Here is a 23,266-nt window from a genome sequence, read left to right on the forward strand (position 1 = left end):
CTTTCTTGGCCGAAGGAGATGCCTGATGCTTGTTCATCGCTTGAGCCAGCTGTCCCGAGCCGACCTCGCCACGGCGGGCGGCAAGGGCGCCAACCTCGGTGAGCTGATCCAGCTCGGGCTGGCCGTGCCGCCCGGGTTCGTTGTGAGCGCTGACGCGTACGCGGAGCAGGCGCGCGCATGGGGGCTCGCCGAGCGCGTCTCGGCGCACCTCGCCGCGAGCCGCTGGGAGGCGGCGGCCTCGGAGGCGGCGGAGCTCTTCGAGCGGGGCGCGATGCTGCCCGGGCTGGAGAGCGCGGTCCGGGACGCGTACCGCGAGCTCGGCGCGCCGCCGGTCGCGGTTCGCTCCTCGGCGACGGCGGAGGACCTCGCCGACGCCTCGTTCGCGGGCCAGCACGAGACGTACCTCGACGTGGCGGGAGAGGAAGGGCTGCTCCTCGCGCTGCGGCGGTGCTGGGCGTCCCTCTGGAGCCCGAGGGCCCTCGGCTACCGGGCGGCGCGGGGCATCGATCACCTGGGGGTCAACATCGCCGTGGTGGTGCAGCGCATGGTCCCGGCCGAGTTCGCCGGCGTCCTGTTCACCGTCGATCCGGTGGCCCAGCGCGCCGACCGCATGCTCCTGGAGGTCGCCCCGGGCCTCGGCGAGGCCGTGGTGTCAGGGCACACGACCGGCGACGTGTACCGCCTGCGGCGCGCGCCGTTCGCCGGGGCCGCGGCGCCCGGCCCGGACCAGCCGAACGGCGCCGCGGACCCCGGGGCGAACGACCTCGCGATCGACGACCGCGACCGCCGGGAGGCCGGCCGTCCCGCGCCGAGCGACGCGCTGGTGCTCGATCTGGGCCGCATCGGGCTCCGCCTCGAGGCCCACTTCGGCTGCCCGCAGGACGTGGAGTTCGCCTTCGCCGGGGGCTCCATTCACCTCCTCCAGTCGCGCCCGATCACCACGCTCGGCGCGGCCGAGATCGAGCCCCTCCCTCCGCCCCCGCGGCTCAACCGCATGCAGCGGAGGATGCTCGAGGCCAACGACAACGACAGGTTCCCCGTCGCCCCCAGGCCGCTCGATCAATGGGGCTTCCGGACGACGCTCCCCGCGATCGTGCGCATGGTGCGCTTCCTGGGGCTCGACGTGGACGAGGCCGAGGAGCGCGCGTGGGTCGACCAGGTGTGGCGCCCGGTCTTCGTCCCACCGCAGGCGCGACCCACCCTCCGGTTGCTCCAGCTGCCGCAGAAGGTCGCGGCCAGCCTGCGCGACGACGCGATGGCGTGGTGGGAGGGCGACGGGTTCAAGCGGATCCAGGAGGCCTGCGCGCCGGTCGATCTCCGCGCGCTCGACGACGCCGCGCTCCTCCGCCGCGCCGACCGGATCACGGAGACGACGACCGCGGTCCTGGGCGAGCGGTTCGAGAGGAGCGCCAGCCAGCTGGCCGCGATCGCCCTCCGCGTCCCGATCGCCCTCGCCGTGGGACCGAAGCGGACAGCGACCGTCATGCGCGACCTCGTCTCGGGCCTGCGCACCCGGACGTCCGACGTGAACCTCGCGCTCTTCCACCTCGCGCGCAGCGCGGCGAGCGCCGGGCCGGAGGTCGCCGGCGCGATCCGGGAGGGGCGCCCGGAGGCCCTCCGCGGATCGGAGGCCGGCCGGGCCTACCTGGCCGAGGTCGACGCGTTCCTCGACGAGCATGGGCACCGGGAGAGCACCGGTCTGTACCTCTCGGCGCCGACGTGGCGGCAGGATCCCGCGCCGCTGTGGGGGCTCCTTCGCGGCCTGCTCGACGTCGCCGAGCCGCCGTCCGAGGAGGCCGGGCAAGCGCGTTACCGGGCGGCGCTCGAGGAGGTCACCGGCGCGCTCCGCCTCGTGCCGGGTCTGCCCGACGCGTTCCGCCGCACCCTCGAGCGGCTGCGGAGCGCGATCGTGTTCCGGGAGCGCACGCACTTCGATCTGGTGCGCTCGTTCTCCGCGCTGCAGGCGATCGTGGCCGAGATCGCGCGTCGCCTCTGCGAGCGCGGGCGCCTGCCGCGCCCCGACGACGTCTTCTACCTGACGGAAGCCGAGCTCCGGGGGTGGCTGGAGGGGCCGGCGCCGCCGCTCGACGAGGTGGAGCGGCTCGTTCGACGGCGGCGCGCGACGTACGGGGTGGTCAACGCGCGGTGGCAGAAGATGTCGTTCGGGGCGGGCGCGGCAGGCGCCTCGGGCGACGAGCTCCGCGGCATCGGGGCGTCGTCCGGGGTGGTCCGTGGCAAGGCGCGCATCGTGCGGGACGAGCGGGAGTTCGAGCGGCTGAAGGCGGGGGAGATCCTGGTCTGCCGCTACACGAACCCCGCGTGGACGCCGCTCTTCACGCTGGCCGCGGGCGTCGTGACGAACGTCGGCGGCGCGGTCTCCCACGCGGCCATCGTCGCGCGCGAGTACGGGATCCCGGCGGTGCTCGGGGCTGCCGGGGCGACCGAGCGCATCACGGATGGCCAGGAGATCCTCGTGGACGGGACGGAGGGCCGGGTGGCGCTCCTGCGCCGGGGCGACCGTCGGGACGGCGCGGGCGAGCTCGCCCGTGCCTGAGCCTCCGCCGCGCCTGCCGGTGCGGCTCCTCGCCGCCATCGCCCTCTCCACGGCGCTCGCGCCGCTCAACTCCACGATGGTCGCCGTGGCGCTGCCGGAGATGTCGCGCGCGCTTCGCGTCGACTCCGGCGCGCTCCGGCAGGCGCTCGTGACGAGCTACCTGCTCACGAACATCGTCCTGCAGAGCCCCGGCGGGAAGCTCGGAGATCGCCTCGGCCACCGGCGCGCGCTCGGGCTGGGCCAGCTCCTCCTGGCGCTCGGGGCCGCGCTCGCCTACCTCTGGCCGGTGCTCCCGGTGCTCGCTGTGTCGCGCGTCGTGATGGCCGCGGGCGGCGCGATCGTGGTCCCGAGCGCGACGGCCATGCTCCGCACGGAGCTGCCGCCCGAGCTGCGCGGGCGCGCCTTCGGCGCCTTCGGGGCGGTGATGGGGCTGTCGGCGGGCACCGGACCGACGATCGGGGCGCTGCTCGTGGGGACCTTCGGGTGGACCTCGATCTTCCTCGCGAACGTCCCGGTGCTGCTCCTCTCGGCCGCGCTCGCGCACCTCGGCGCGCCGCCGCGCCCCGCGGCCGTGACGCCCGCCGCGCCGCGACCGCGGTTCGACGTCGTGGGCTCGGTGCTGCTGGGTGGGTCGCTCATCGGGCTCGTCCTTGGCCTGGAGTCCGCGCACCTCCGCTGGGCCGCGGTGCTCGGCGCGCTGGGCCTCGTGCCCTTCGTGCTCTGGGAGCGGCGCGCGGCGGACCCCGTCATCGACTTCTCCCTGTTCAGGCGGCGCGCGTTCCTCGGCGGCAGCCTGCTCATCGCGCTCCAGAACTTCGCCATGTACGCGACGATCTTCGAGCTGCCCCAGGTGGCGGGGCGGCTGTTCCACGTCGGGCCGCGCGACGTCGGCACGGCGCTGCTGGCCATGATGGGGACGATGGTCGTCGTCTCGCCGCTCGCGGGGCGCGGCTCCGATCGCTTCGGGCCGCGCGCGCTGGCGCTCGCCGGCTGCTCGCTCGCCCTGGCCGGCATGCTCCTGCTCGCGGTGCGGCCTCTGGGCGCGCTCACGGACGCGATCCCCGCGCTCGTGATGCTCGGGGCCGGCCTCGGCCTGACGTCCCCGCCGGCGCAGTCCGCGGCGATGAGCGACGTCCCGCGCGAGAAGAGCGGAATGGCCGCGGGCCTCACGTCGACGATGCGCTACATGGGGGGCATCGTCGGCCTCACCGTGCTCGGCCTCGTCCTCACCGACGGCCCGGCGGTCGATGTGGTGAACCGCGAGCACACGATGGCCACGTCCATCTTCGGCGCGGCGCTGCTCCTGACGATCGGCTGCGCCTTCCTCCTCCCCGGCCGCGCCGCCGCGCCGGCGGCAGCCGCGGGATCACGGTAGAGCGTTTCACGAGGAGGCCAGTGCGGAGATGAACGAGATCTCTCGATCTCGCGCCTAGCGCACAGGCGCAGCGGCACAACCCGTCACGAATTTGCGCAAAATGCGCCGTACTTCGCCGCGCTCCGCGCCTGTGCGCGCGAGCCGCCAGGAGGAGGAGCGCGCGCCGGTTTTTGTTTGACGCCGGTCATGTGAACGCTCACAATGTCCCAGGTATCCTTCCGCTTTGCCCTGGGTAGGCCGCCGTGCGGCGCCGGGCGCGCTTCGTCCTCGTGCACATCCACCTTGAAGGTCGGGCTCTGAGGAGCTCGCTGCCCGACTGGGCATCCCTCTGGAGACCAGCATGATCACTCCCTTCGATTTGCACCGTCAGACCCTGACTCCTTCCCGTTCCCTCCTTCGTCTCTCTGCCCTCGGCTGTGTGCTCGCCGCGCTCGCCGGTTGCGCCAGCGACACGGGGGACGACCAGCCGTCCAGTGGTGGCACGGGTGGCTCGGAGAACCCGACGACGAGCGCCAGCAGCACGACAGGCGCGGGCGCGGGCACGAGCACGAGCGCAAGCGGCACGGGTGGATCAGGCCCCGGCACGAGCACGAGCACGAGCACGAGCAGCGGAAGCGACCCGGGCACGGGCGGCGACCCGACGTCCGGGGCCGGGGGGAGCGGCGGCGATCCGGGGGACGGCGGCGGCGGCGCGGGCGCGGGCACGGGCGCGGGCGGCTCGCCCGTGACCTGCGACCTGCCCACCACGTTCAAGTGGAAGTCGGGGCCTCCGGTGATCAACCCCAAGTCGGCTTCCGGTCGCAACTTCGTCTCCATCAAGGACCCGACGATCGTGTTCCACGACGGCAAGTACCACGTATTTGCCACCGTGTACGACACGGCGGGCAACGGGGGGTGGAGCTCCGTGTATTTGAACTTCACCGACTTCTCTCAGGCGGCCTCCGCTCAGCAGCATCACATGGCGAGCTGGCCCACCGGCGGCACGGTCGCGCCCCAGGTCTTCTTTTTCCGGCCGCACAACAAGTGGTACCTCATCTACCAGTGGAACGGCAGGTACTCGACCAACGACGACATCAGCAACGTCAACGGCTGGAGCCGGCCCCAGGCGCTGCTCAAGGGCGAGCCAGGCCAGATGGGGAACACCCTTGGCGCGCTGGATTTCTGGAACATCTGCGACGACAAGAACTGCCATCTGTTCTTCTCGCGGGACGACGGGAAGCTCTACCGCTCCAAGGTCAGCATCGATAAGTTCCCGGCTTTCGACGGTTACGAAACCGTCATGACGGCCCCCAGCTCGGGGCTCCTGTTCGAGGCCAGCAACGTCTACAAGGTGGATGGCACGAACAAGTACCTGCTCCTGGTCGAGGCGTTCGACAACAGCCCTCGCTTCTTCAGGTCGTGGACCTCCGAGAGCATCGACGGCCCCTGGGCTCCCCTGGCGGACACCAAGCAGAAGCCCTTCGCCGGCCCTGCCAACGTGACGTTCGAAGGCGGAAAGTGGAGCGACGACATCAGCCATGGTGAGATGGTCCGCTCCGGGAGCGACGAGCGAATGACCATCAACGCGTGCAACATGCAATTCCTCTACCAGGGGAGAGATCCGAACGCCGGAGGGGCTTACGAAAGATTGCCGTACAAGCTGGGTCTGATCACGCTCGAGAAGTGACGCCGCGCCCCTCCTCGATCTCTCGGGAGGGACGTTCAAGCAGGAGCGCCGATCTCCCGATCGGCGCCCCCGGCGAGCCCGGGCCGACATCGGCCAGGGTCGGAATCGGGGCAAACCATCGATGCGTCCGGGGCGCCGCGCGCGCAGGATCCGCGGCCTGAATCCAGGGGATCGCTGGACGAACGGCATTCTCCGTCTATCCTTGAGCGGTGCGCTCGGGGGAGCTCTTGGGGGGGCGCTTCCGCGTCGAAGCGCTCGCGGAGAGCGGAGGCATGGGCGCGGTCTACCGCGCCTGGGACGTCACCACCGGAAGGCGGGTCGCCGCCAAGGTGCTGCACGATCCGTCGCCGCACCACCTCGCGCGCTTCGCGCGGGAGGCCGAGCTCCTTGCCCGTCTCGCACACCCCGGGATCGTCCGGTACGTCGCCTACAGCGCCGCGCGCGAGAGCACGCCTTTCCTGGTCATGGAGTGGCTGGAGGGAGAGGACCTCTCCCGGCTCCTCTCGCGCCGGCGGCTCTCGGTCGCCGAGACCGTGGAGCTCGGGGCGCGCGTCGCCGCGGCCCTGGGCGCCGCCCACGCGCTGGGGATCGTCCACCGCGATCTCAAGCCGGCCAACATCTTCCTCGTCGGCGGCCGGATCGAGGAGCCCAGGCTCCTCGATTTCGGGGTCGCCCGCCTCCCGGACATGGCGCCGATCACCGGCGCCGGGGTGCTGGTCGGCACGCCCGACTACATGGCCCCGGAGCAGGCGCGCAGCGGCGATGAGGTCGGCGCGCCCGCCGACATCTTCTCGCTCGGCTGCGTGCTCTTCCAGTGCGTCACCGGCGCGCCGCCGTTCCAGGCCGATCACCTGGTCGCCCTCCTCGCCAGGATCATCTTCGACGATCCGCCGCGCCTGTCCGAGCGCTGCCCCGGCGCGCCCCCATGGCTCGACGCGCTCGTCTCGCAGATGCTCGAGAAGGATCCGGCGCGGCGCCCGCGCGACGGGGCCGCGGCCCACGCCGCGCTCGCGGCGCAGGAGGTCCACGGCGGGGCGATCTCGGGGCCGACGAGCTCCGCCCTCACCAGCAGCGAGCGCCGCTTCCACGGCGTCGCGGTGATCGGCCGCGCGCCGGCGTCCGCGCTGGACGCCACCCTCTCGGTCGGCGAGGTGGACGCGAACGCCGGCGCGCTCCGGGAGGTCGCCGCCCGCTTCGAGGGGCGCCTGGAGCTGCTCGCCGACGGGACGGCGGTGCTCATCGTCGGCCGCCCGCACGTGCCCACCGACGTCGCCGCGCAGCTCGCGCGCTGCGCGCTGGCGCTGCGGGAGCGCGTCCCCGATCGCCCGATCGCGATCACGGTCGGCTGGGGCGAGCTCGGGCGCGGCCTGCCGGTCGGCGACGCCATCCAGCGCGCGGCGGGGCTGCTCCGGGGCGCGGGCCGCGCGGGCGGGCCGCAGATCCTCCTCGACAGGACCACCGCCGGGCTGCTCGAGGCCCGCTTCGAGGCCGCGATCACCGCGTCCGGCGCCGTCGCGCTGCGCGGCGAGCGCAGCGCCGCCGAGCCGTGGCGCCCGCTCCTCGGCAGGCCCACGCCCTGCGTCGGCCGCGATCACGAGCTCCGCCTGCTGGAGCAGACCTTCGCCGCCTGCGCCGGCGAGCCCGCCGCCCGGGCGGTGCTCGTCATCGGCGCCGCGGGCATGGGCAAGTCCCGCCTGCTCCAGGAGCACCTCGCGGCCCTCCGGCGCGCCGGCGCGCCCGCGGAGATCTGGGCGGCGCTCGGGGATCCGCTGCGCGCCGGCTCCATCGGCGGCCTGCTCGCGGAGGTGATCCGGGGCGCGGCGGGGATCCAGGGCGGCGAGCCCATCGAGGAGCGGCGCGCGCTCCTCCGGGCCCGCGTCGCCCGCCGCGCGCCCGAGGCGGAGCGCCGCCGGATCGAGGAGTTCCTCGGAGAGCTGGCCGGCGTCCCCTTCCCCGACGAGGACAGCCTCCCGCTGCGCGCCGCCCGGCAGGATCCCGAGCTGCTCGGCGAGCAGATGCAGCGCGCGCTGCGCGATTTTCTGCGCGCCGAGTGCGCGGCCCAGCCGGTGGTGCTCGCGCTGGAGGACGTGCACTGGGCCGATCGCGCCTCGGTCGCGGCCATCGACGCGGCGCTGCGCGAGCTCGCGGACCAGCCGCTCCTCGTGCTCGCCACGGCGCGCCCCGAGATCAAGCAGGCCTACCCCGATCTCTGGGGCGAGCGCGGGCGGCAGGAGATCTGGCTCAGGCAGCTCTCGCCGAAGGCGTGCGCGCAGCTCACGCGGGAGGCGCTGGGCGGCGCGGCCGACGGGGCGCTCGTCGATCGTCTCGTCACCCGGTCCGAGGGCCAGCCCTTCTTCCTCGAGGAGCTGATCCGCGCGGCGGCGGAGGGCCGGGGCGAAGCGATGCCCGAGACCGTGGTGGCGATGGTGCAGGTCCGGCTGGAGGCGCTCTCGCCGCCTGCGCGCCGGATCCTGCGCGCCGCCAGCGTGCTCGGCGAGGTGTTCTGGCGAGGCGCCGTCGCGCACCTGCTCGGCGGCGACGCCGCGCCGCTCGCGGATCACCTCTCCGCGCTCGTCACCGGGGAGCTCTGCGTCCGCCGCCGCGAGGGCCGCTTCCCCGGCGAGGAGGAGTACTGCTTCCGCCAGGCGCTCCTGCGCGAGGGCGCTTATGCGCAGCTCACCGAGGACGATCGAGCGCTCGGCCACCGCCTCGCCGCCGAGTGGCTCGAGGGCGCGGGCGAGGCCGATCCGCTGGTGCTCGCGGCGCACTGCGAGCGCGGCGGCCTGACCGCCCGGGCGGCGTCGCTGCTCGTCCGAGGCGCCGAGCTCGCGGCCGCGCGCCGGGCCTACCTCGACGCCGAGGGCTGCTACGGGCGCGCCGAGGCGCTTGTCGGCGCGCTGCTCCCCGCGGCGCGCCACGCGCGGGGCCTCGCTCGCTTCCGGCTCGGGCGGCACACCGAGGCCCTCGCCGACCTCGCCGCGGCGCGCGAGGAGGCGGCCGAGGCGTCGGAGCCAGGGGCGGAGATCGAGCTCCTCCTCGATGAGGCCATGATCCTCGACTGGACGGGCGAGTACCGGGCCGCGAGCGAGCGGGTCGAGGCCGCCGAGCGCCTCGCCGACTGGGTGGACTCGCCCCTGCTCGGCGCCCGCCTGCTCCTCGGCGTGGGCCGCTCGCTCCACCGGGACGACCGCGAGGACGAGGCGGCCATGGTGCTGTCGCGCGCCGCGGAGCAAGCCGCGCGGCTCGGGGACGAGGGTTATGAGACACACATCATCGCCCGGCTGATGCTCGGCTTCATCCTGGCCAGCCTCGGCCGTGTCGACGAGGCGGCGCGGGACCTCGACGCGGTGATCCGGAGCTGCGAGGAGCGCAGCGATCTCATGCACCTCGGCGCAGCGCTGAACAACCGCGGGCTCGTGCGGGCCCTCCAGGGCGACCGCGCCGGGATGATCGCCGATTGCGAGCGCACCATCGCGCTCGGGCGCGACCTCGGCCAGCCCGCGTTCGAGCTCGTCGGCCGCTTCAACCTCGCCGAGTACCTGTACCTGATGGACGATCTCGAGGCCGCGGCGCCCCATGCGCGCGCCGTCCAGGCGATGGGGCCGCGCTGCGACGATCACCACGCGCCGATCGCCGTGGCGCTCCTGACGGCGCGCCTGCGCCTCTACCAGGGCGACGAGGCGGGCGCTCGCGGGATCGCCCTGCGGCTGCGCGCGGCGCAGGAGGAAGCCGGCGGCGACGCGCTGAAGCCCTCGGAGGACGTGCTCTGCTCGATGATCGAGCTCGCGACGCGCGACGACGATCGCGCCGCGTGGGCCGCGCTCGAGGAGCGCTCCGCGCGCTGCTCGGTAGGACAGGAGCGGATCGAGGTGCTCGAGGCGCGGGCCCTCGCCGCCTTCCGTCGCGGCCGCTACGTCGATGCCCGGCTGCAGATCGAGCGCGCCCTCGCGGCCGCCTCCACCACGCCGACCGTCATGGGCAGTCGCCTCCGTCGCTGGCACGCGGAGCTGACGGCGCTGTCAGCATCGAACGCCCCGGACACCCACCCTCGTCGCCGCTGAATCACCTTGCACGGGCGTGATAATGCGAAATATAGAATAATGAACCCATAGTCAACCTATGGGCGAAGTTGGTGAGCCCGCGCTCGCGCGCCGCGCGCAGGGAGCCGCCGGGTATGCGCCAGAAATGGGGGGGAACCCATGTCGCTCAAGGAGACATTCATCGTGCTTGTCTGGGCTGGGGTGCTGTCGGGCTGCGCCGCGGAGGTGGGGGACACCGAGGCGCTGGATGAGCTCGTGGGGGAATCCCGGGGAGCCCTTCTGGGTGGCAATGCGCTCAGCGCGAACGCCCTGAACCTCAATGCCTTGAACCTCAACGCATTGAACCTCAACGCCCTGAACCTCAACGGTCTCAGCGCGCAAAACCTCGCCGCGATCCGGGATCCCGGCCCGAGCGGGGCGCTGGCGCGCGAGTTCATGCGGTATGCGACGAGCTGCGCCCTGAGCAGCACGGCGTCGTTCGACTTCTCGTGGACGGACTCCAGCGGCACCGTCCACAACGAGCGCTACCCCGGGCTGCTCGGCGCCGCGCCGGCCTGGGCGACCGGGCCGCTCGACGAGCTCGGGCAGCGCATGGTCTCCAGCTGCGTGGCGGCGCGCGTGAATTACTATCGAACACCGGTCCTCCTCTCCGCCCGCTCGCTGCGGGCTCCGCTGAAGACGCTCTCCTCCAGCCAGGAGCTCATCGATTATCCGGACGTCGAGGGGGCCTTCTGGGGCAACCTGTTCGCGGCGCAGCCCTACCTCAACGCTTGCTACAACAGCGCGACGGTCGACAACTCGCGCGCCTACCAGCGCGAGTGCGCCGCGGGCCACCTGATGTCTGACGGCCAGATCGTGGGGTGCGGGGTGATCCGCAGGGTTGGACCCTGCAGCCAGGTCTGCCAGGCCCTCAACGGGGCCGGCCAGTACTACCCGTCCTGTGTCGACCGCCCCGGCCAGAGCACGGCGACCATCAAAGAGGTGATCACCACCGCCTTGCCCTGACCGGCGCGCCCTCAGAAGGCGCCGACCTCACCGAGCAGCGTCCCGCCCTCGATCAGGTCCACATGGCCCCGAGGGGTCGACTCGCCCGCCGCCCAGCGCGATTCGACGGAGAGCTCGAATGCGCCGCCGCACCCGGCGCAGCCGTCCCCCGATGCGCGGCCGGCGTACACGTCCGGGAACGGGTTCTCGTCGAAGAGGAAGGACAGGCGAAGCTGCGCGGCCCCGTCGTCGCCCCGATAGAGCGCCCCGCGCTGCTCGTGGTGGAGGATGCCGTCGCTGCTCGATAGATGCCCGAGCACGAGGATCTGCAGATACCCGTCGGAGCACTGGCTGCTGCGGTCGATGTACGCCACGACCGGCGAGCTCTCGGTGTCGGCGACGAGCGACCAGCTCACGGCGCTCGTCGTCCCGTTGGCCCATGTCACGTCGAAGCTCCCGGCCCCCCCTGTCGCGTCGATGGCCTCCTGGCCGCTCACGCCGAGGGGCGTCGGGTCGGAGAGGGCATGCTCCACGCCCTGACCCGTCGACTGCGGGAGGAAGTCGCAGGGGTCGGCGGCGACCTCCCCCGTCTGTCCCCCGCGCGTGCACCCCATGAGCAGCCCCGCCACGAGCCAGCAAGCAATCCGTACGTTCATCGAAGCCTCCATCGGCATCCACCTGCCGCGGCGCAGGAGCCCCCGCAAGCGCCTTGTAGCGCAGTTACGCATTATCTATCGCTCCGATGTGCTAGTATCGATGCATAAATGCGATACAAACCATCGCAATACGATGAAATCGCGAGGGATTTCTGCCGGGCGCTCCGCGGCCGGCGCTCGCAGCGGCAGCTGAGCGTCCGGCTCGGCTACGGGACGAACGTCGCCTTCGGCTGGGAGTCCGGGCGGCGCTTTCCCACGTTCCCCACGGTGCTGCGCGTCGCGGCGTACAACGGCGTTGACGTCCATCGTGTGCTCTCGGACTTCGTGCGCCAGGAGTCGGCCTTCGGCGCGGGCGTCGCCGTCTCCGATCCGGCCCTCACGGCCACCCTCCTTCAGGCCGTCAAGGGCGGGCTGAGCAACGCCGAGATCGGCGCTCGCGTCGGGCGCAGCGCGTCCCAGGTGTCGCGCTTCATCGCGGGCACCTCCCAGCCGCGGCTGCCCGACGTGCTGGCCCTCGTCGACGCGACGACCGACCGGCTGCTCGACTTCCTCGCGCTCTTCGTCCCTCCGGGGCAGCTGCCCTCGGTGGCGCGCGACTTCGGTGTGCTCGAGGAGCGCCGGCGGATAGCGACGGAGCTCCCCTGGTCTCACGCGGTCCTGCGCGTCCTCGAGCTCGCGGGCTACGCGGCCCTCCCCTGCCATGACGACGCGTGGGTCGCCGCTCGCCTCGCGCTCCCGCGCGACGAGGTGCGCGCGTGCCTCGAGGCCCTGTCGCGGGCAGGCCTGATCCGATGGCGCGGAGGGCGGTACGCGGCCACGGCCGAGACGGTCGACATGACCCGCGGCGCGGCCGAGCCGCGACAGCGATTGAAAGCGCACTGGCTCGACGTCGCCGCGGGCCGGCAGCGCCGCGGCGATCCGGGGCTGTACTCCTACAACCTCGTCAGCGTCGCGCGCGGCGACCTCGCGCGGCTGCGGGCCTTGCACGTGCGGTATTTTCACGAGCTCCGGCAGATCGTGTCGGACTCGCGCGAGCCCGATTGCGTCGCGCTGGTCGCGATGCAGCTCTTCGAGCTGGGCGCGTGAGGCGCGAACCGGGCAGAGGAGGACGTTCTGTCAACCCGGGGCAGGCCCGCAGCTCGGCATGCGGGCGCCTCGCGGGCAGACGCCGTACTTTACCGACGCGAAGGCCCCTTGCGCCCGCCCCTCGCGGTCGAGCCGCCCGTGCCCTAGATTCGGTGCGCTGACAGCCAGTTCGACTGCCAGGGCAGACGATCCGCTCGAAGGAGGAGAATCGCGATGCGTCCTACTATGCCGACCCTCACGGGAAGCCTGATTGCAGGGCTCGCGCTCGGCGTCATGACCTGCGTTTCGTCGACCGCGCTTGCCGGGCGCCCCGTCGCCCAGGCCCTCGCGGGGGATCGCCTCGCAGCCAAGGAACCCGGCGCCACGGCGGAGAATGACGAGAACCGGACCATCACGATCAGCGGCATCGGCGAGGTCGCGAGGCCTGCGGACTCGATGCGCACGAGCATCGGCGTGGAGGTGCGCGAAAAGACGCTCGGGGCCGCGCGCGACAAGGCCGCGGGCAGGTCACAGGCCGTGCTCGCCGCCCTGCGTGGCCTCGCCATCCCGGGGCTGGAGATCCGCACGGTCGACATCTCGCTCTCGCCGATCCGGGAGTCGCAGCCGGCGTCCGGGGAAGTGACCGAGCCCAGGATCATCGGCTATTCGGCTTCCAGCCAGCTCTCCGTCGCGCTGCGGCGCGCGTCGCCGGCCGAGCTCCAGGCCGCAGGCTCGAGGATCCTCCATGCCGCGCTCGCCTCGGGCGCCAATGACGTCGGCGGGCTCGAGTTCTTCTTGAGCGACCGCACCGAGGCGCGCCGCAGCGCCATCGCGGCCGCCGTGCAGGACGCGCAGGCGAACGCCAAGGCGGTGGCCAAAGCGGCGAACGTCAGGATCGTCGAGCTGAAGTCGATCGCGGTCGTTCCGCAGGAGCGCTATGAATTTGCGCAGCAAATGAAGGCGTTCGGAGGCGCGGACGGCTTCCCCTTCGAGCCCGGCAATATCCGTGTCACCTCCGCGGTGAAGGTCCGCGTGGCGTTTGCCCCGAACCCGTGAGCTCAGGGCGGCGGCGCGCAGGCGGCGCTCGCGATCGCGGCTCGGCGCGGCCTCACGGCATGCTCGTGAAGAAGTCGACCATCGCCTCGATGGCAAAACACGGCACGCCGTGGCTCGTGTTGCTGTACGCGGGATCGTCGTGGGAGCACCAGATCGTCGGCTCCGAACAGCCGATGTAGGAGACGCAGCCGGGGTTCACCGTCTTGCCGCTGCTCTGGCAGCCCATCACCTGGGAATACGGCGTCGAGCCCCTCTCGCACATGTTGGCGGAGGAGAACCTCGCGACCGTGCTCGCCCCGTCTCCCCCGCGGACGGTGTCGTTCTTGCCCTGGATGTACATCACGGGCGTGGGCACCTGGAGCGCGCCGTAATCGGAGGCGGCGACGGGCGCGACCGCCTTGAAGTTCATGTGCTCGGCATCGGACTTGTGCGTCAAGATCTGCACGATCATCTGCGCGCCGGAGCTGTGGCCGGTGGCGAACACGCGGTCCATGTCGATGCAGTAGCTGTCCATGAGGTCGTCGTAGATCCGCAGGACCCTGGCGATGTCGTTGTTGTAGTTCCAGCATCCCCCCTGGTCCGACGACCTCCCCACGGCGCGCACGTACTCCGTCTCGAAGGCCGACCCTCGCGTGAGGTTGATGAACTGGTCGATCGGGTTGCCGCAGGCGTGGAAGCCCATCAAGAGGGGGAGCGGGGTATTGCCATCGTAGCTGTCCGGAAACGTGTAGATGTGATCGCCGTCGACCTTCACCGTTCCGCTCTCGGGCCGCCCCGACTTGCCGCAGCCCGGGCTCGGGTTGCCCGCCGGCGATCCCGTGCCGCCGGTCCCCATGCCACCGCTCCCGGCCTGCGGTCCGCCCCCGGTCGACCCACCTGTCGTGCCGCTGCTGGAGGAGCTGGCGTCATCGCTCGTTCCCCCTTCCCCTGTCGAGGCGGTCTCTCCGCCGCTCGCAGACGAGTGGGCCCCGCCTGTGCCGCCGGTGGCCTGACCGGCTCCGCCGCCTCCCGCGCCGGGCGAGCCTGTCTCGGACGAGCAAGCGAGGAACATCAAAGCGACGACAGGAACGACAGGAAAAGAGGAATGAACACCTGATCTCGGCATCGTTTAGACCCTCTCGTGATCGCCCGATTCGCCTATCCGCGCTCGCCGCGTGCCGATCCCGCGATGATCTCGGGCGAGGATGCGCCTCACGTGGAGGCACCAGCCCGACCGTCACGGCGGACGCGCGGAAGTGACGAAAGGCCCGGTGCGCATGGCACGCCTGTCCGTGGCAAAGCGGAAGAAGGAGCGACGGATCGACTGTGAGCGCTCACATGGGCGGCGTCAATGAAATTGGATCTGCGCGACGCCCTCTTTAGATACCGGCGGGTGCGCCGCGGCGGCAGCCGCGGCACACCCGTGAGCTGTCATGAGAGCTCGGCTCGCGCGAGCTCGCCGTTCCCGGCTCAGTTGGCGATGAACGCGCAGCACCCGACGACGCAGATGTAGCCGTCGGCGCAGCCGTCGCTGCAAGGATCCGCGCATGTCGGAGCCGACCCGCCTTCGCCACCGCCGGGGTCGGGGCTGCCGCCGGGGTCGGAGCTGCCGCCGGGGTCGGAGCCGCCGCCGCCATCGCTCTCACCCGTGCTTCCGTCGTCGGGGCAATCGTGCCCGCCGTCGTCGCTGCCGCCCGGATCGCCGGAGCTGCTGCTCTCCCCGGGGTCGCCGGAGCCGCTGCCGGGGCCGTCATCGCAATGGCCAGGGCCGATGCCGCCCTCGTTGAAGTCCGCAAGCGCACCGGACAGCGCGACGGCATCCTCGGCCGCGTCGCCTTGCTTGATGTCGTACGGGAGCCGGCCATCGGCGTCCTTGTTGTCGGCCATCCACGCCTCGGCTTCCGCGAGCGCCCCGTCCAGGGCCGCGTCGCTCGCGCCGCTACCCACGTTCAGCAGCGCGGCGATCAGCTGGTGGCACAGGATCATGCTGGCGTCGCCCCGCGGCGCCGTCTCGAAGAGCTCCAGCAGCTCGGCCTGGGCGTACTCGACGCCTCCGATGGTGAGCTTCGATGTCGGCCAGCTCTCCTCGTGGTTCTTCCAGTAGCCCTGGGTGAGCGTACAGCCGTCGCCCTCGGACGGGGGCGGAGTCCCGACCACGTTGCCCCTGCCCTCGCCCAGGCGATCCAGGTCGCCGTTCCCACAGGCGACGAGAGCGGAGCCAACCAGCGACAGACACCCCACGAGCACCAACCTGCCAAGCGTCATGATTCCTCCTGAAGTTGCGCATCGCGCGATGGGCGCTGCTCGCGAGGAGCAAGCGACATCGCGCGTGTCAGGCGGCGGGCATCGCGCCAGATCGGGGCGCACAGGCGACCCCGAGCCGGCGGGACCATGTTCTCGATCCACCCGCCCCAGCTGCAGCCCATGAGGAGCCGCGCTCTCGATCCCTTCAGTGCCGGCCCGCGCTCGGCGCGGCTCATGTTTTTGTGGGCGCTTTCCGATCCCGTGTCGTTCTCGATCGGTTGGATTTTTCCTTCACCAACACATGAGTGGCCGAGATCACGTCAGGCCGTGAGATCCCGTATCATTCTCGCTCGATCGAAATATTCCTTCATGAGCACACGAGCGACCGAGATCACTTCAGCCCGTGACGATCCATCTTGTTGAGCAGCCCCTGCCGCGACAGCCCGAGCCGCGCTGCTGCCTGGCTCCTGTTGCCCTGGGTCGCCCGGAGCGCGGCGGCGATCTCGCGCCGCTCCAGCGCCGCGATCTTCTCTTCCAGCGTCGCCCCCTCGGCCGGCTCGTCGCCTGCCGGGGCCGCGGGCGCGCCGCCTCGCCGCGCCGGCGAGAGGTCCTCCTCGAGGATCTCTCCCCTGCCCCCGGCCATCACGAGAGCGCGCTGCATCTCGTGCCGGAGCTCTCGCAGGTTGCCGGGCCAGTCGCAGGCCTCGAGCCGGCGCATCGCGCCGGGCGAGATCGCGGTCGCCGGCGAGCGCGGCACGAGGGCCCGCGACAGGTTCAGGAAGTGCTGCGCGAGGAGCGGCAGATCACCCACGCGATCCGCGAGCCGCGGCAAGGCGATCTCGATCCCGCGAACGCGCCAGTAGAGGTCGTCGCGAAAGGTCCTGTCCGCCACCATCGACTCGAGCGCTCTGTGGGTGGCCGACACGACACGGACGTCCACGGTCAGCGGGCGCGCGGCGCCCACGGGCAGGATCTCGCCCGTCTCGAGCACGCGCAAGAGCTTCACTTGCAGCGCCAGCTCCATGTCGCCGATCTCGTCGAGGAACAAGGTCCCTCCGTCCGCCTCGACGAACAGGCCGGGAGCGTCCTTGATCGCGCTCGTGAAGGCGCCTTTCCGGTGGCCGAACAGCGTCGATTCCAGGAGCGTCGGCGCGAGCGCGCCGCAGTTGACCGCGATGAAGGCTTTGTCCTTCCGGCGGCTCCTTGCGTGCAGGTAGCGGGCGAACACCTCCTTGCCCGTGCCCGAGTCGCCGGTGATGAGCACCGGGACGTCGGTCGGCGCCGCGCGCTCGCACAGCGTCCTCGCCTCGAGGAAGGCCGGCGACTGACCGAGCATGGCCGAGGCGTCGCCCTCGCGGGCGGCGAGCGAGCGCTCGAGCTCCGCCACCCGATCTTCCAGCGCGAGGCGCGCGGCCGCGCGGGCGACCACGGAGAGCAGCACGTCGGGGTCGACGGGCTTGGCCAGGAAGTCGTACGCGCCGCGCTCGACGAGGCGCAGGGCGAGCGGGGTCTCGCCCGCGCCCGAGACGACGATCACCTTGGCCGCGGGCCGCTCGGCGAGCAGCTTGTCCGCGAGCGCCGCGCCCTCCTCGGCGCGGCCCGTCGGCGGGAGCATCAGGTCGAGCACGACGAGGCGCGCGCTCGTGCGGCGGAGCTCCGAGAGCGCCTTCGGGGCGGCCCCGGCCTCGGCGACGGCGTAGCCCTCCAGCGCGAGCAGCTCGCGGTAGGCGTCGCGGAACCCCGGATCGTCGTCGATGAGCAGGACGGTCTCGGTCACGGGTGACCGTACCGCGTTGCCAGGGCGCGGATCCAGGGTTGCGCGGGGTGGGGGGCGGGCGGAGCCGGCGTCAGGCGGATCGAGGCGAGCTGCGAGCTTCATCCACCGTCTCGCTCACCGATCCATTCGCGGGCGAGAGCGAGTATCCGGCGGTTCTCCGGTTCGGTGCGACATCGTGCCGAGCTCAATGCGAGCGCACGCGTGGGCCGGTGCGCCGCGCGGGCGACGCACGCGCCTTCGTCGCGCCCAGGGCCCGCCCCCTCGACGAGGTAGGGTGTGGCGCCGCGAGGGCTCGATCTCGCGCCCGGGGGGCGGCCTCTGCCGCGACGTGGGCGGCCGGTGCACGGGGGCGAGCCCTGTGCAACCGCTGCTCGATCCTTTCGCGGAGGACGACGGCTTGGTTGTGGAGCTCGTCCTTTGCTCCGTACACGAGCGTGAGCGTCCCGCGCTTCGCCTGCGCGACGAGCTCGTCCACGAGCCCCGAGGCCGGCTGGCGGCGGAGCTCCTCGCGATAGCGCGCCGCGAACTCCTCCCACCGGGCAGCGTCGTGACCGAACGAGCGGCGGAGCTCGTCGCTCGGCCCGATCTCCTTCATCCAGGCGTCGATCGCGAGCGCGTCCTTGCGCACGCCTCGCGGCCACAGCCGGTCCACGAGCACACGGTACCCGTCGGCCGCTTCGGGCTGCTCGTAAGCCCGCTTGAGGAGCACCGCGCCCGCCGTCTCGGCACCAACGCGCGCAGTTCGCGACCTCCTCGTCGCCGTTCGTCGCCTCACGCTGGCCATGCACCCTTCTTCCTTCTTCCCTTCTCGCTGCAAACCCTGCGAGGCGAGGCGCGCTTTGACCACGACGAGCGTAAGATCCTCCAGGCCCTCGCGCTGCACGACGGTCTCCCGGCCAATCTGCCGGTGATTCGTGGACTCCGCCTTCCCGGTGCGCATGGCCCTCCTCGTTCGAACATGGGCCTGGACGCCGGCCTATCGGGCCTGTGGCTCCCCCATCGCGGCGATCGCGATGGCCGAGTGCGCGAACGTGCCGCCCGCGCGCATCTCGGCGGCGACCCAGATGGCCTCCATGATCTCCTGCTCACTCGCTCCGTGTCGAAGCGCGCCCTGGGTGTGGCCGCGGATGCAATACGGGCACTGCGTGACGTGCGCCACGGCGACGGCGATGAGCTGCTTCACCTTCGCCGGCAGGGCGCCCTCGGCAAACACGCGCTTGCTGAACTCGCGGAAGGCCTCGTCCGGCTCGGGCGCCAGATCGTGCCGTTTCTGCGAGGTCTCCTTCGATTGCAGCGGGTACACCTGGTCTCCCATAGGCTTCTCCTCATGGCTGGCCCAGGGGCTCTTTCGATGCGGCGGCCGCGCGGCACAAGCAAGGAAGCCTCTCCCTTCTGCGTCCGGCGCGACGGGTGCCGGCTACGGCCTCCGGCCGACCGCCCGCCCTGGCATTCCCCGACGCACCGATCGAGGAGACGTGCTCGTTCGCCGTCGCTCGTGCCCTTCCGCAGCGCGGAATGCTTCTTTTCTCGCCGCCGCGCGCCGCGCTACCTGGCAGGGCGCACGCACCGGACCGGCATCGCTTTCACGCCGCTCACCCAGTTCGAGCGGAGCCGCACGGCCGGCCCGGCGAGCTCGAGATCGGGGAGCCTGCGCAGGAGCTCCTCGAAGGCGACCCGCGCTTCCAGGCGCGCGAGCACGAGGCCCAGGCACACGTGCGGGCCGATGCCGAAGGAGAGGTGCTCGTTGGGCGTCCGGCCGACATCGAATCTGTGCGGATCCGTGAAGACCGCCTCATCGCGGTTGGCGGAGACGTACCACAGCACCACCTTGTCGCCGGCGGCGATCCGCTGCCCGTGGAGCTCGATGTCCCGCACCGCGGAGCGCCGGAAGTAATAGACCGGCGGCGTGAAGCGCAGCATCTCCTCGATGGCGGTCGGGAGGAGCGAGGGATCGTCGAGCAGGCGCCGGCGCTGGTCGGGGTGCTCGAGGAGCGCGAGCATCCCGTTGGAGATGAGGTTCTTCGTTGTGTCGTGGCCGGCCGTGAGCAGCAGGTTGAAGAAGCCGCCGAACTCCGTATAGGAGAGCTTCTCGCCGTCCACCTCGGCGGCCATGAGCAGGCTCAGCATGTCGTCCTTGGGCTCCTTCCGCCGCTGCTCGGCGAGCTGGTGCGCATAGGCGTTCATGTTGTGGAGCACGGCGTTCAGCTCCTCGGGCGTGACGCCATAGGCGGGATCGCTGGCCCCGAAGAACCGCGTCGTCCAGTCGAGCATCTGCTCCTGATCTTCGCGAGGGACGCCGAGCACCTCGAGGATCACGGAGAGAGGCAGCTTGCCCGCGATGTCGCTGGCGAAGTCGCACCCGCCGCGCTCGCAGGCGTCGTCGATGAGCCTCGTCACGAGCTCCCGAACGTGGCCTTCGAGGCGCTGGATGACACGGGGCGTGAACCCCTTGCTGACCAGCGCCCGGAACCGGGCGTGCCGGGGCGGATCCATCATGATCATGACATCGGGGTTGTCGCGCATGTCCCCAGGCGGGAGATCCTCGATGAAGAGGCCGCGCCCCGAGCAGAACGCGGCCGGATCGCGCGAGATGCGGGCGACGTCGGCGTGCCGCGTGATCGCCCAGAACCCCCTGCCCGCCGGCTCGGGGTGCCAGTGGACGGGCGCCTCCCGGCGGAGGATCTCGAAGCGATCGTGCGGCGCGCCCGCGAGGTAGAGGTCCGGATCGAGGATATCGATGGTTTGAGGGGTCATCTGGGGAGGATCGCCTTAGCAGCTTCGCGAGCGCAACCGCTTGCGACGCATTCTGAGCAGCGCGATGAGCGGGAGCGCCGCGGGCCATGGCCACGGGGGCTCTTCGCGACCCACGAAGCGGCACCCGCAGCCACCCGTCGTGTCGCTGCTGGCGGGCGGGTCGCCGTTGGGGCTGGCGCCCGTGGTGCTGCCCGCCGTGGCGGTGCCGGTTCCCGCGCCAGAAGAGCCGCTGGCCGTCGCGCCGCCTGCGCCCGTGGTGCTGCCGCCGCTCGTGCTGGCGCCGGTGACCGCCGTGGCGCCGCCGGTCCCCGCGCCGCCGGCGCCGCTGCCCGTCGCGCCGCCTTCGCCCGTGGTGCTGCCGCCGCTCGTGCTGGCGCCGGTGACCGCCGTGGCGCCGCCGGTCCCCGCGCCGCCGGCGCCGCTGCCCGTCGCGCCGCCTTCGCCCGTGGTGCTGCCACCGCTGCCTGCCGCGGCGCCGCCGACCCCTGCGCCGCTACCGCCGCTGGCGGCCGCGGCGCCGCCGGCCCCTGCGCCGCCAGCGCCGCTGCCCGTCGCGCCGCCTTCGCCCGTGCTGCTAGCGCCGCTCGTGACGGCGCCGCTGGCCGCCGTGGCGCCGCCGGTCCCCGCGCCGCCGGCGCCGCTGCCCGTCGCGCCGCCCTCACCCGTGGAGCTTCCGCCGCCGGTACCGCCGCCTTCGCCCGTGCTGCTGCGCGGGCAGCCCAGGACCGACACGTCGTCGATCGCGAGACCGGCAAGCTGGACGCTCGAGTCGCTGTCGAGGTGGAACACCACCTCCACGCGCTTGCCGGCGTATCCGCTGATGTCGGCGTAGTGCGTGCCCCATCCCGCGCTCTCCTGGAGCACCAGGTTGGAGCTACCGACGGTCGTGGTCATCGCTGCGTCGAGGAACTCCCAGAGGCGCCTGGCGTTCGCACCCCCGACCTCCCGGATCTCCACCCACCCGTGATCCGAGGACGCGTTGTCGAGCTGGTACTTCATCGCCCAGCGGAGCTGGATGGGCGCCTGCACCCCGGACAGGTCGATCGGCGGGGAGACGAGGTCCTGATTCGAGCTCGCGTTATACACGCCCGAGAGGTTCGTCTTCCAGCATTGCGTCCCGCCGTTGCACGTCGCGATCGGCGCGGCGCTCGGTGTGCCGAGCGCCCACGCGTCGGCTGTGCCTGCGTGCGTGAAGCCCTGCGCGCCGCCCTCGAAGTCCGCCGACAGCAGGGCGGCCGGGGCGTCGCCGCTCGAGCACGAGAGCGCGGGGATCGGCGCGTCGCAGATCGTGAGGCTCCACGCGGACAACACGCCGAGGTTGTTCGAGTTGTCCGTATCGTCCCGGAGCGTGAGCGTCCACCGTCCCCCGCCGTTCTCCCCGTCGAACCAGCGCAAGCGGTAGTCGCGCTCCGGCTGCACCATCATGCCGTTCAGCAGGGTGAAGTGTCCGGCCGGGAACGCAGCCTCGTCGTCGATCGTGAGTTCGAGGTTCGGGTAGATCCTATCGCCGATATCGGTGAAGAGACCGTTGGTGTTGCCGGCCGGCGAGACGAGGTACACGTCCAGGTCGGGGGGCATGGGATGGCTGAGCCGGACGCTCACGTTCAGGTCACCGATACGGGGCGCGCCCGGGACGTCGATGAACGACGTCGTGGGCGCGCCGAAGAGGATCTCCCTGGGCACGCTTGCGCTGTCGTACGTCGTGCACCCCACGCTCGGCGCCGCCGGATGCACGCTCACACTGAGCCCGTAATTACCCGCCGTCACCGAGCCGGTCACGGTCACCCTGTAGGTGCCCGCTGCTTTGACGGTCGCGAAGATGGCGTCCGAGTAGGGTGTCTCGACAGGCCCGGATTGGTTGTCCACCTGGATGTCGAACCCTGACCCGAAGGGGCCGATCGCGAGCGCGGCGGCGAACTGCGTGAGGTCGCGCGTCGGATCCTGATCGAGGCTCGCGAAGAGGGTGTCGCCGGCGTTGAGGGAGAGCGAGTAGCTGTCGACGTCGCTCGCGTTGGTGTGCGTGCCAGCGATCCAGCCGGTCGCGGGGAGCGGCTGCGGTGTCGTGTCGTTCGGCTCGACCTCCGCCGTGGGCGCGCCGCTCTGCACCTTGAGGTGGAGGTCGTACGGGCGCAGCTGGGCCGTCGCGGTAGGCACGCGGACGCGCGCGTGGTACATTCCCGCGGTCGCGAGGGGCGTGCCCGCGATGCTCGGAGAGGAGCCCCCGAACGACCCGTTGAAGACGTCGGTCTCCAGTATGGTCGTGCCATCCTGATCGAGGATGTCGAGGTCGGCGTCCTGCGATGCGGTGGAAGACGCGGTCATCATGGCGGCGTACACACGGCTCCCGGCGGGGGCCTGGAACGAGAAGAGATCCGTGTCGCCGTCCGGAACGAGGTTGGCGCGCACGACCGTATCGCTGGAGATGGCGTTCGCCTGCAACGCCGTCCCGTTGGGCTCCGCCTCCGAAGCGAGCTCCTGTCCGGCGGCCAAGTGTGCCCTACCAAGGCCATCGCCTTCGCTTGCGCCGCAGCCAGCGAGGACCAACGCCGCCGCTCCCAGCACGACGGACGAGTTGACGAAATCCCTGCTTTTCACGTCGTTCCCCTTCCGTTCAGCTGCCCCACAGCGCCCTGGCCCCGTGGTGGGGCAATATCACAGCTGACGTCTCGACGCCGCGGGTGCCCACTTCAGGAGCGGGACGTCCGAGGTACGTCGCTGTGCGCCCCGCAGGCTGTGGAGTGAATGCGGCTTCTTCGATACATGGTATCCGTCCTGTAGACCCCATCCTCGCGTGGTGCGTGGCGTCGCCGTAGATTCGCGACCCGATGCGAGAGGAAGAGCGGTCTGCGGCGAAGGGTGGCTGGGCCCAGCAGCGAGCGGAGGAAACGGCGGTCGACGCTGAGGTCACCGCCCGCGTGCACGTCGCCCGCAGGCGCGCGGCGGCGAAGCCGCGTGCCGCCGATGCCTCTGCCGGGCCCGAATCGTCGACAAGGCGCCGGAAGCCACGCGTCGACCGCGCAAGCGCCGAAGAGCCGGCACCAGCGCGCCAAAGCCGGCGAGCTGCGCGCCCGGCAGCCGGAAAGCATGCGTCCGTGCCCACGGCAGCGGACGGCGAC

At 71.9% G+C, this 23,266-nt stretch carries 15 protein-coding genes; 7 read left to right on the forward strand and 8 right to left on the reverse strand.

The window, feature by feature from the left end; genetic code table 11:
- Nucleotides 1-25 precede the first annotated feature (25 nt).
- From WMF22_RS42895 to WMF22_RS42915, 5 genes are all read left to right on the forward strand, one after another.
- A complete protein-coding gene (locus WMF22_RS42895; protein WP_437295708.1) occupies nucleotides 26-2,554 on the forward strand; it encodes a PEP/pyruvate-binding domain-containing protein in 2,529 nt (842 codons plus the stop codon).
- Nucleotides 2,547-3,929: an MFS transporter gene (locus WMF22_RS42900; RefSeq protein WP_438033488.1), complete on the forward strand. Its 1,383-nt coding sequence runs from the start codon at nucleotides 2,547-2,549 to the stop codon at nucleotides 3,927-3,929. Before WMF22_RS42895 ends, WMF22_RS42900 begins: the two co-directional genes overlap by 8 nt.
- 340 nt (nucleotides 3,930-4,269) lie before the next feature.
- A complete protein-coding gene (locus WMF22_RS42905) occupies nucleotides 4,270-5,595 on the forward strand; it encodes a non-reducing end alpha-L-arabinofuranosidase family hydrolase (RefSeq protein WP_438033489.1) in 1,326 nt (441 codons plus the stop codon).
- Nucleotides 5,596-5,867: 272 nt separating this feature from the next.
- A complete protein-coding gene (locus WMF22_RS42910; protein ID WP_438033490.1) occupies nucleotides 5,868-9,656 on the forward strand; it encodes a serine/threonine-protein kinase in 3,789 nt (1,262 codons plus the stop codon).
- A 162-nt stretch (nucleotides 9,657-9,818) separates the two neighbouring features.
- The gene (locus WMF22_RS42915) at nucleotides 9,819-10,640 is read left to right on the forward strand and encodes a hypothetical protein (protein ID WP_438033491.1); all 822 of its coding nucleotides are present in this window, start codon (nucleotides 9,819-9,821) and stop codon (nucleotides 10,638-10,640) included.
- A gap of 11 nt (nucleotides 10,641-10,651) precedes the next feature.
- Here the strand turns inward: WMF22_RS42915 and WMF22_RS42920 are convergent, their stop codons facing one another.
- Nucleotides 10,652-11,275: a hypothetical protein gene (locus tag WMF22_RS42920; protein ID WP_437295713.1), complete on the reverse strand. Its 624-nt coding sequence runs from the start codon at nucleotides 11,273-11,275 to the stop codon at nucleotides 10,652-10,654.
- 108 nt (nucleotides 11,276-11,383) lie between these two features.
- On the opposite strand from WMF22_RS42920, the gene WMF22_RS42925 reads away from it, so the two are divergent.
- Both WMF22_RS42925 and WMF22_RS42930 read left to right on the forward strand, forming a co-directional pair.
- Nucleotides 11,384-12,361, forward strand: a complete 978-nt coding sequence (locus WMF22_RS42925; protein WP_437295714.1) for a DUF4423 domain-containing protein — start codon at nucleotides 11,384-11,386, stop codon at nucleotides 12,359-12,361.
- Nucleotides 12,362-12,574: 213 nt separating this feature from the next.
- Nucleotides 12,575-13,396, forward strand: a complete 822-nt coding sequence (locus WMF22_RS42930; protein WP_438033492.1) for an SIMPL domain-containing protein — start codon at nucleotides 12,575-12,577, stop codon at nucleotides 13,394-13,396.
- Nucleotides 13,397-13,448: 52 nt separating this feature from the next.
- Here WMF22_RS42930 and WMF22_RS42935 read toward each other — a convergent pair whose 3' ends face one another.
- The 7 genes from WMF22_RS42935 to WMF22_RS42965 all read right to left on the reverse strand — a co-directional run bounded on the left by WMF22_RS42935 (nucleotide 13,449) and on the right by WMF22_RS42965 (nucleotide 22,640).
- On the reverse strand, nucleotides 13,449-14,231 hold the full coding sequence (locus tag WMF22_RS42935) for an alpha/beta hydrolase family esterase (protein ID WP_438033493.1): 783 nt from the start codon (nucleotides 14,229-14,231) through the stop codon (nucleotides 13,449-13,451).
- 614 nt (nucleotides 14,232-14,845) lie between these two features.
- The gene (locus tag WMF22_RS42940; RefSeq protein ID WP_438033494.1) at nucleotides 14,846-15,640 is read right to left on the reverse strand and encodes a hypothetical protein; all 795 of its coding nucleotides are present in this window, start codon (nucleotides 15,638-15,640) and stop codon (nucleotides 14,846-14,848) included.
- A 370-nt stretch (nucleotides 15,641-16,010) separates the two neighbouring features.
- On the reverse strand, nucleotides 16,011-17,396 hold the full coding sequence (locus tag WMF22_RS42945) for a sigma-54-dependent transcriptional regulator (protein WP_437295718.1): 1,386 nt from the start codon (nucleotides 17,394-17,396) through the stop codon (nucleotides 16,011-16,013).
- Nucleotides 17,397-17,580: 184 nt separating this feature from the next.
- Complete coding sequence (locus WMF22_RS42950) at nucleotides 17,581-18,336, reverse strand: DUF488 domain-containing protein (protein ID WP_438033495.1); 756 nt, start codon at nucleotides 18,334-18,336, stop codon at nucleotides 17,581-17,583.
- Nucleotides 18,337-18,372: 36 nt separating this feature from the next.
- Nucleotides 18,373-18,711 (reverse strand): carboxymuconolactone decarboxylase family protein, encoded by a 339-nt coding sequence (locus WMF22_RS42955; protein WP_438033496.1) that lies wholly within the window; start codon nucleotides 18,709-18,711, stop codon nucleotides 18,373-18,375.
- Nucleotides 18,712-18,941: 230 nt separating this feature from the next.
- Complete coding sequence (locus WMF22_RS42960) at nucleotides 18,942-20,150, reverse strand: cytochrome P450 (protein ID WP_438033497.1); 1,209 nt, start codon at nucleotides 20,148-20,150, stop codon at nucleotides 18,942-18,944.
- A gap of 15 nt (nucleotides 20,151-20,165) precedes the next feature.
- Entirely contained in the window at nucleotides 20,166-22,640 is a 2,475-nt protein-coding gene (locus tag WMF22_RS42965; RefSeq protein ID WP_438033498.1) for a proprotein convertase P-domain-containing protein, read from the reverse strand.
- Nucleotides 22,641-23,266 lie beyond the last annotated feature (626 nt).

Source organism: Sorangium sp. So ce204 (genome assembly GCF_051526795.1).
GTDB classification, from domain to species: Bacteria; Myxococcota_A; Polyangia; order Polyangiales; family Polyangiaceae; genus Sorangium; species Sorangium cellulosum_B.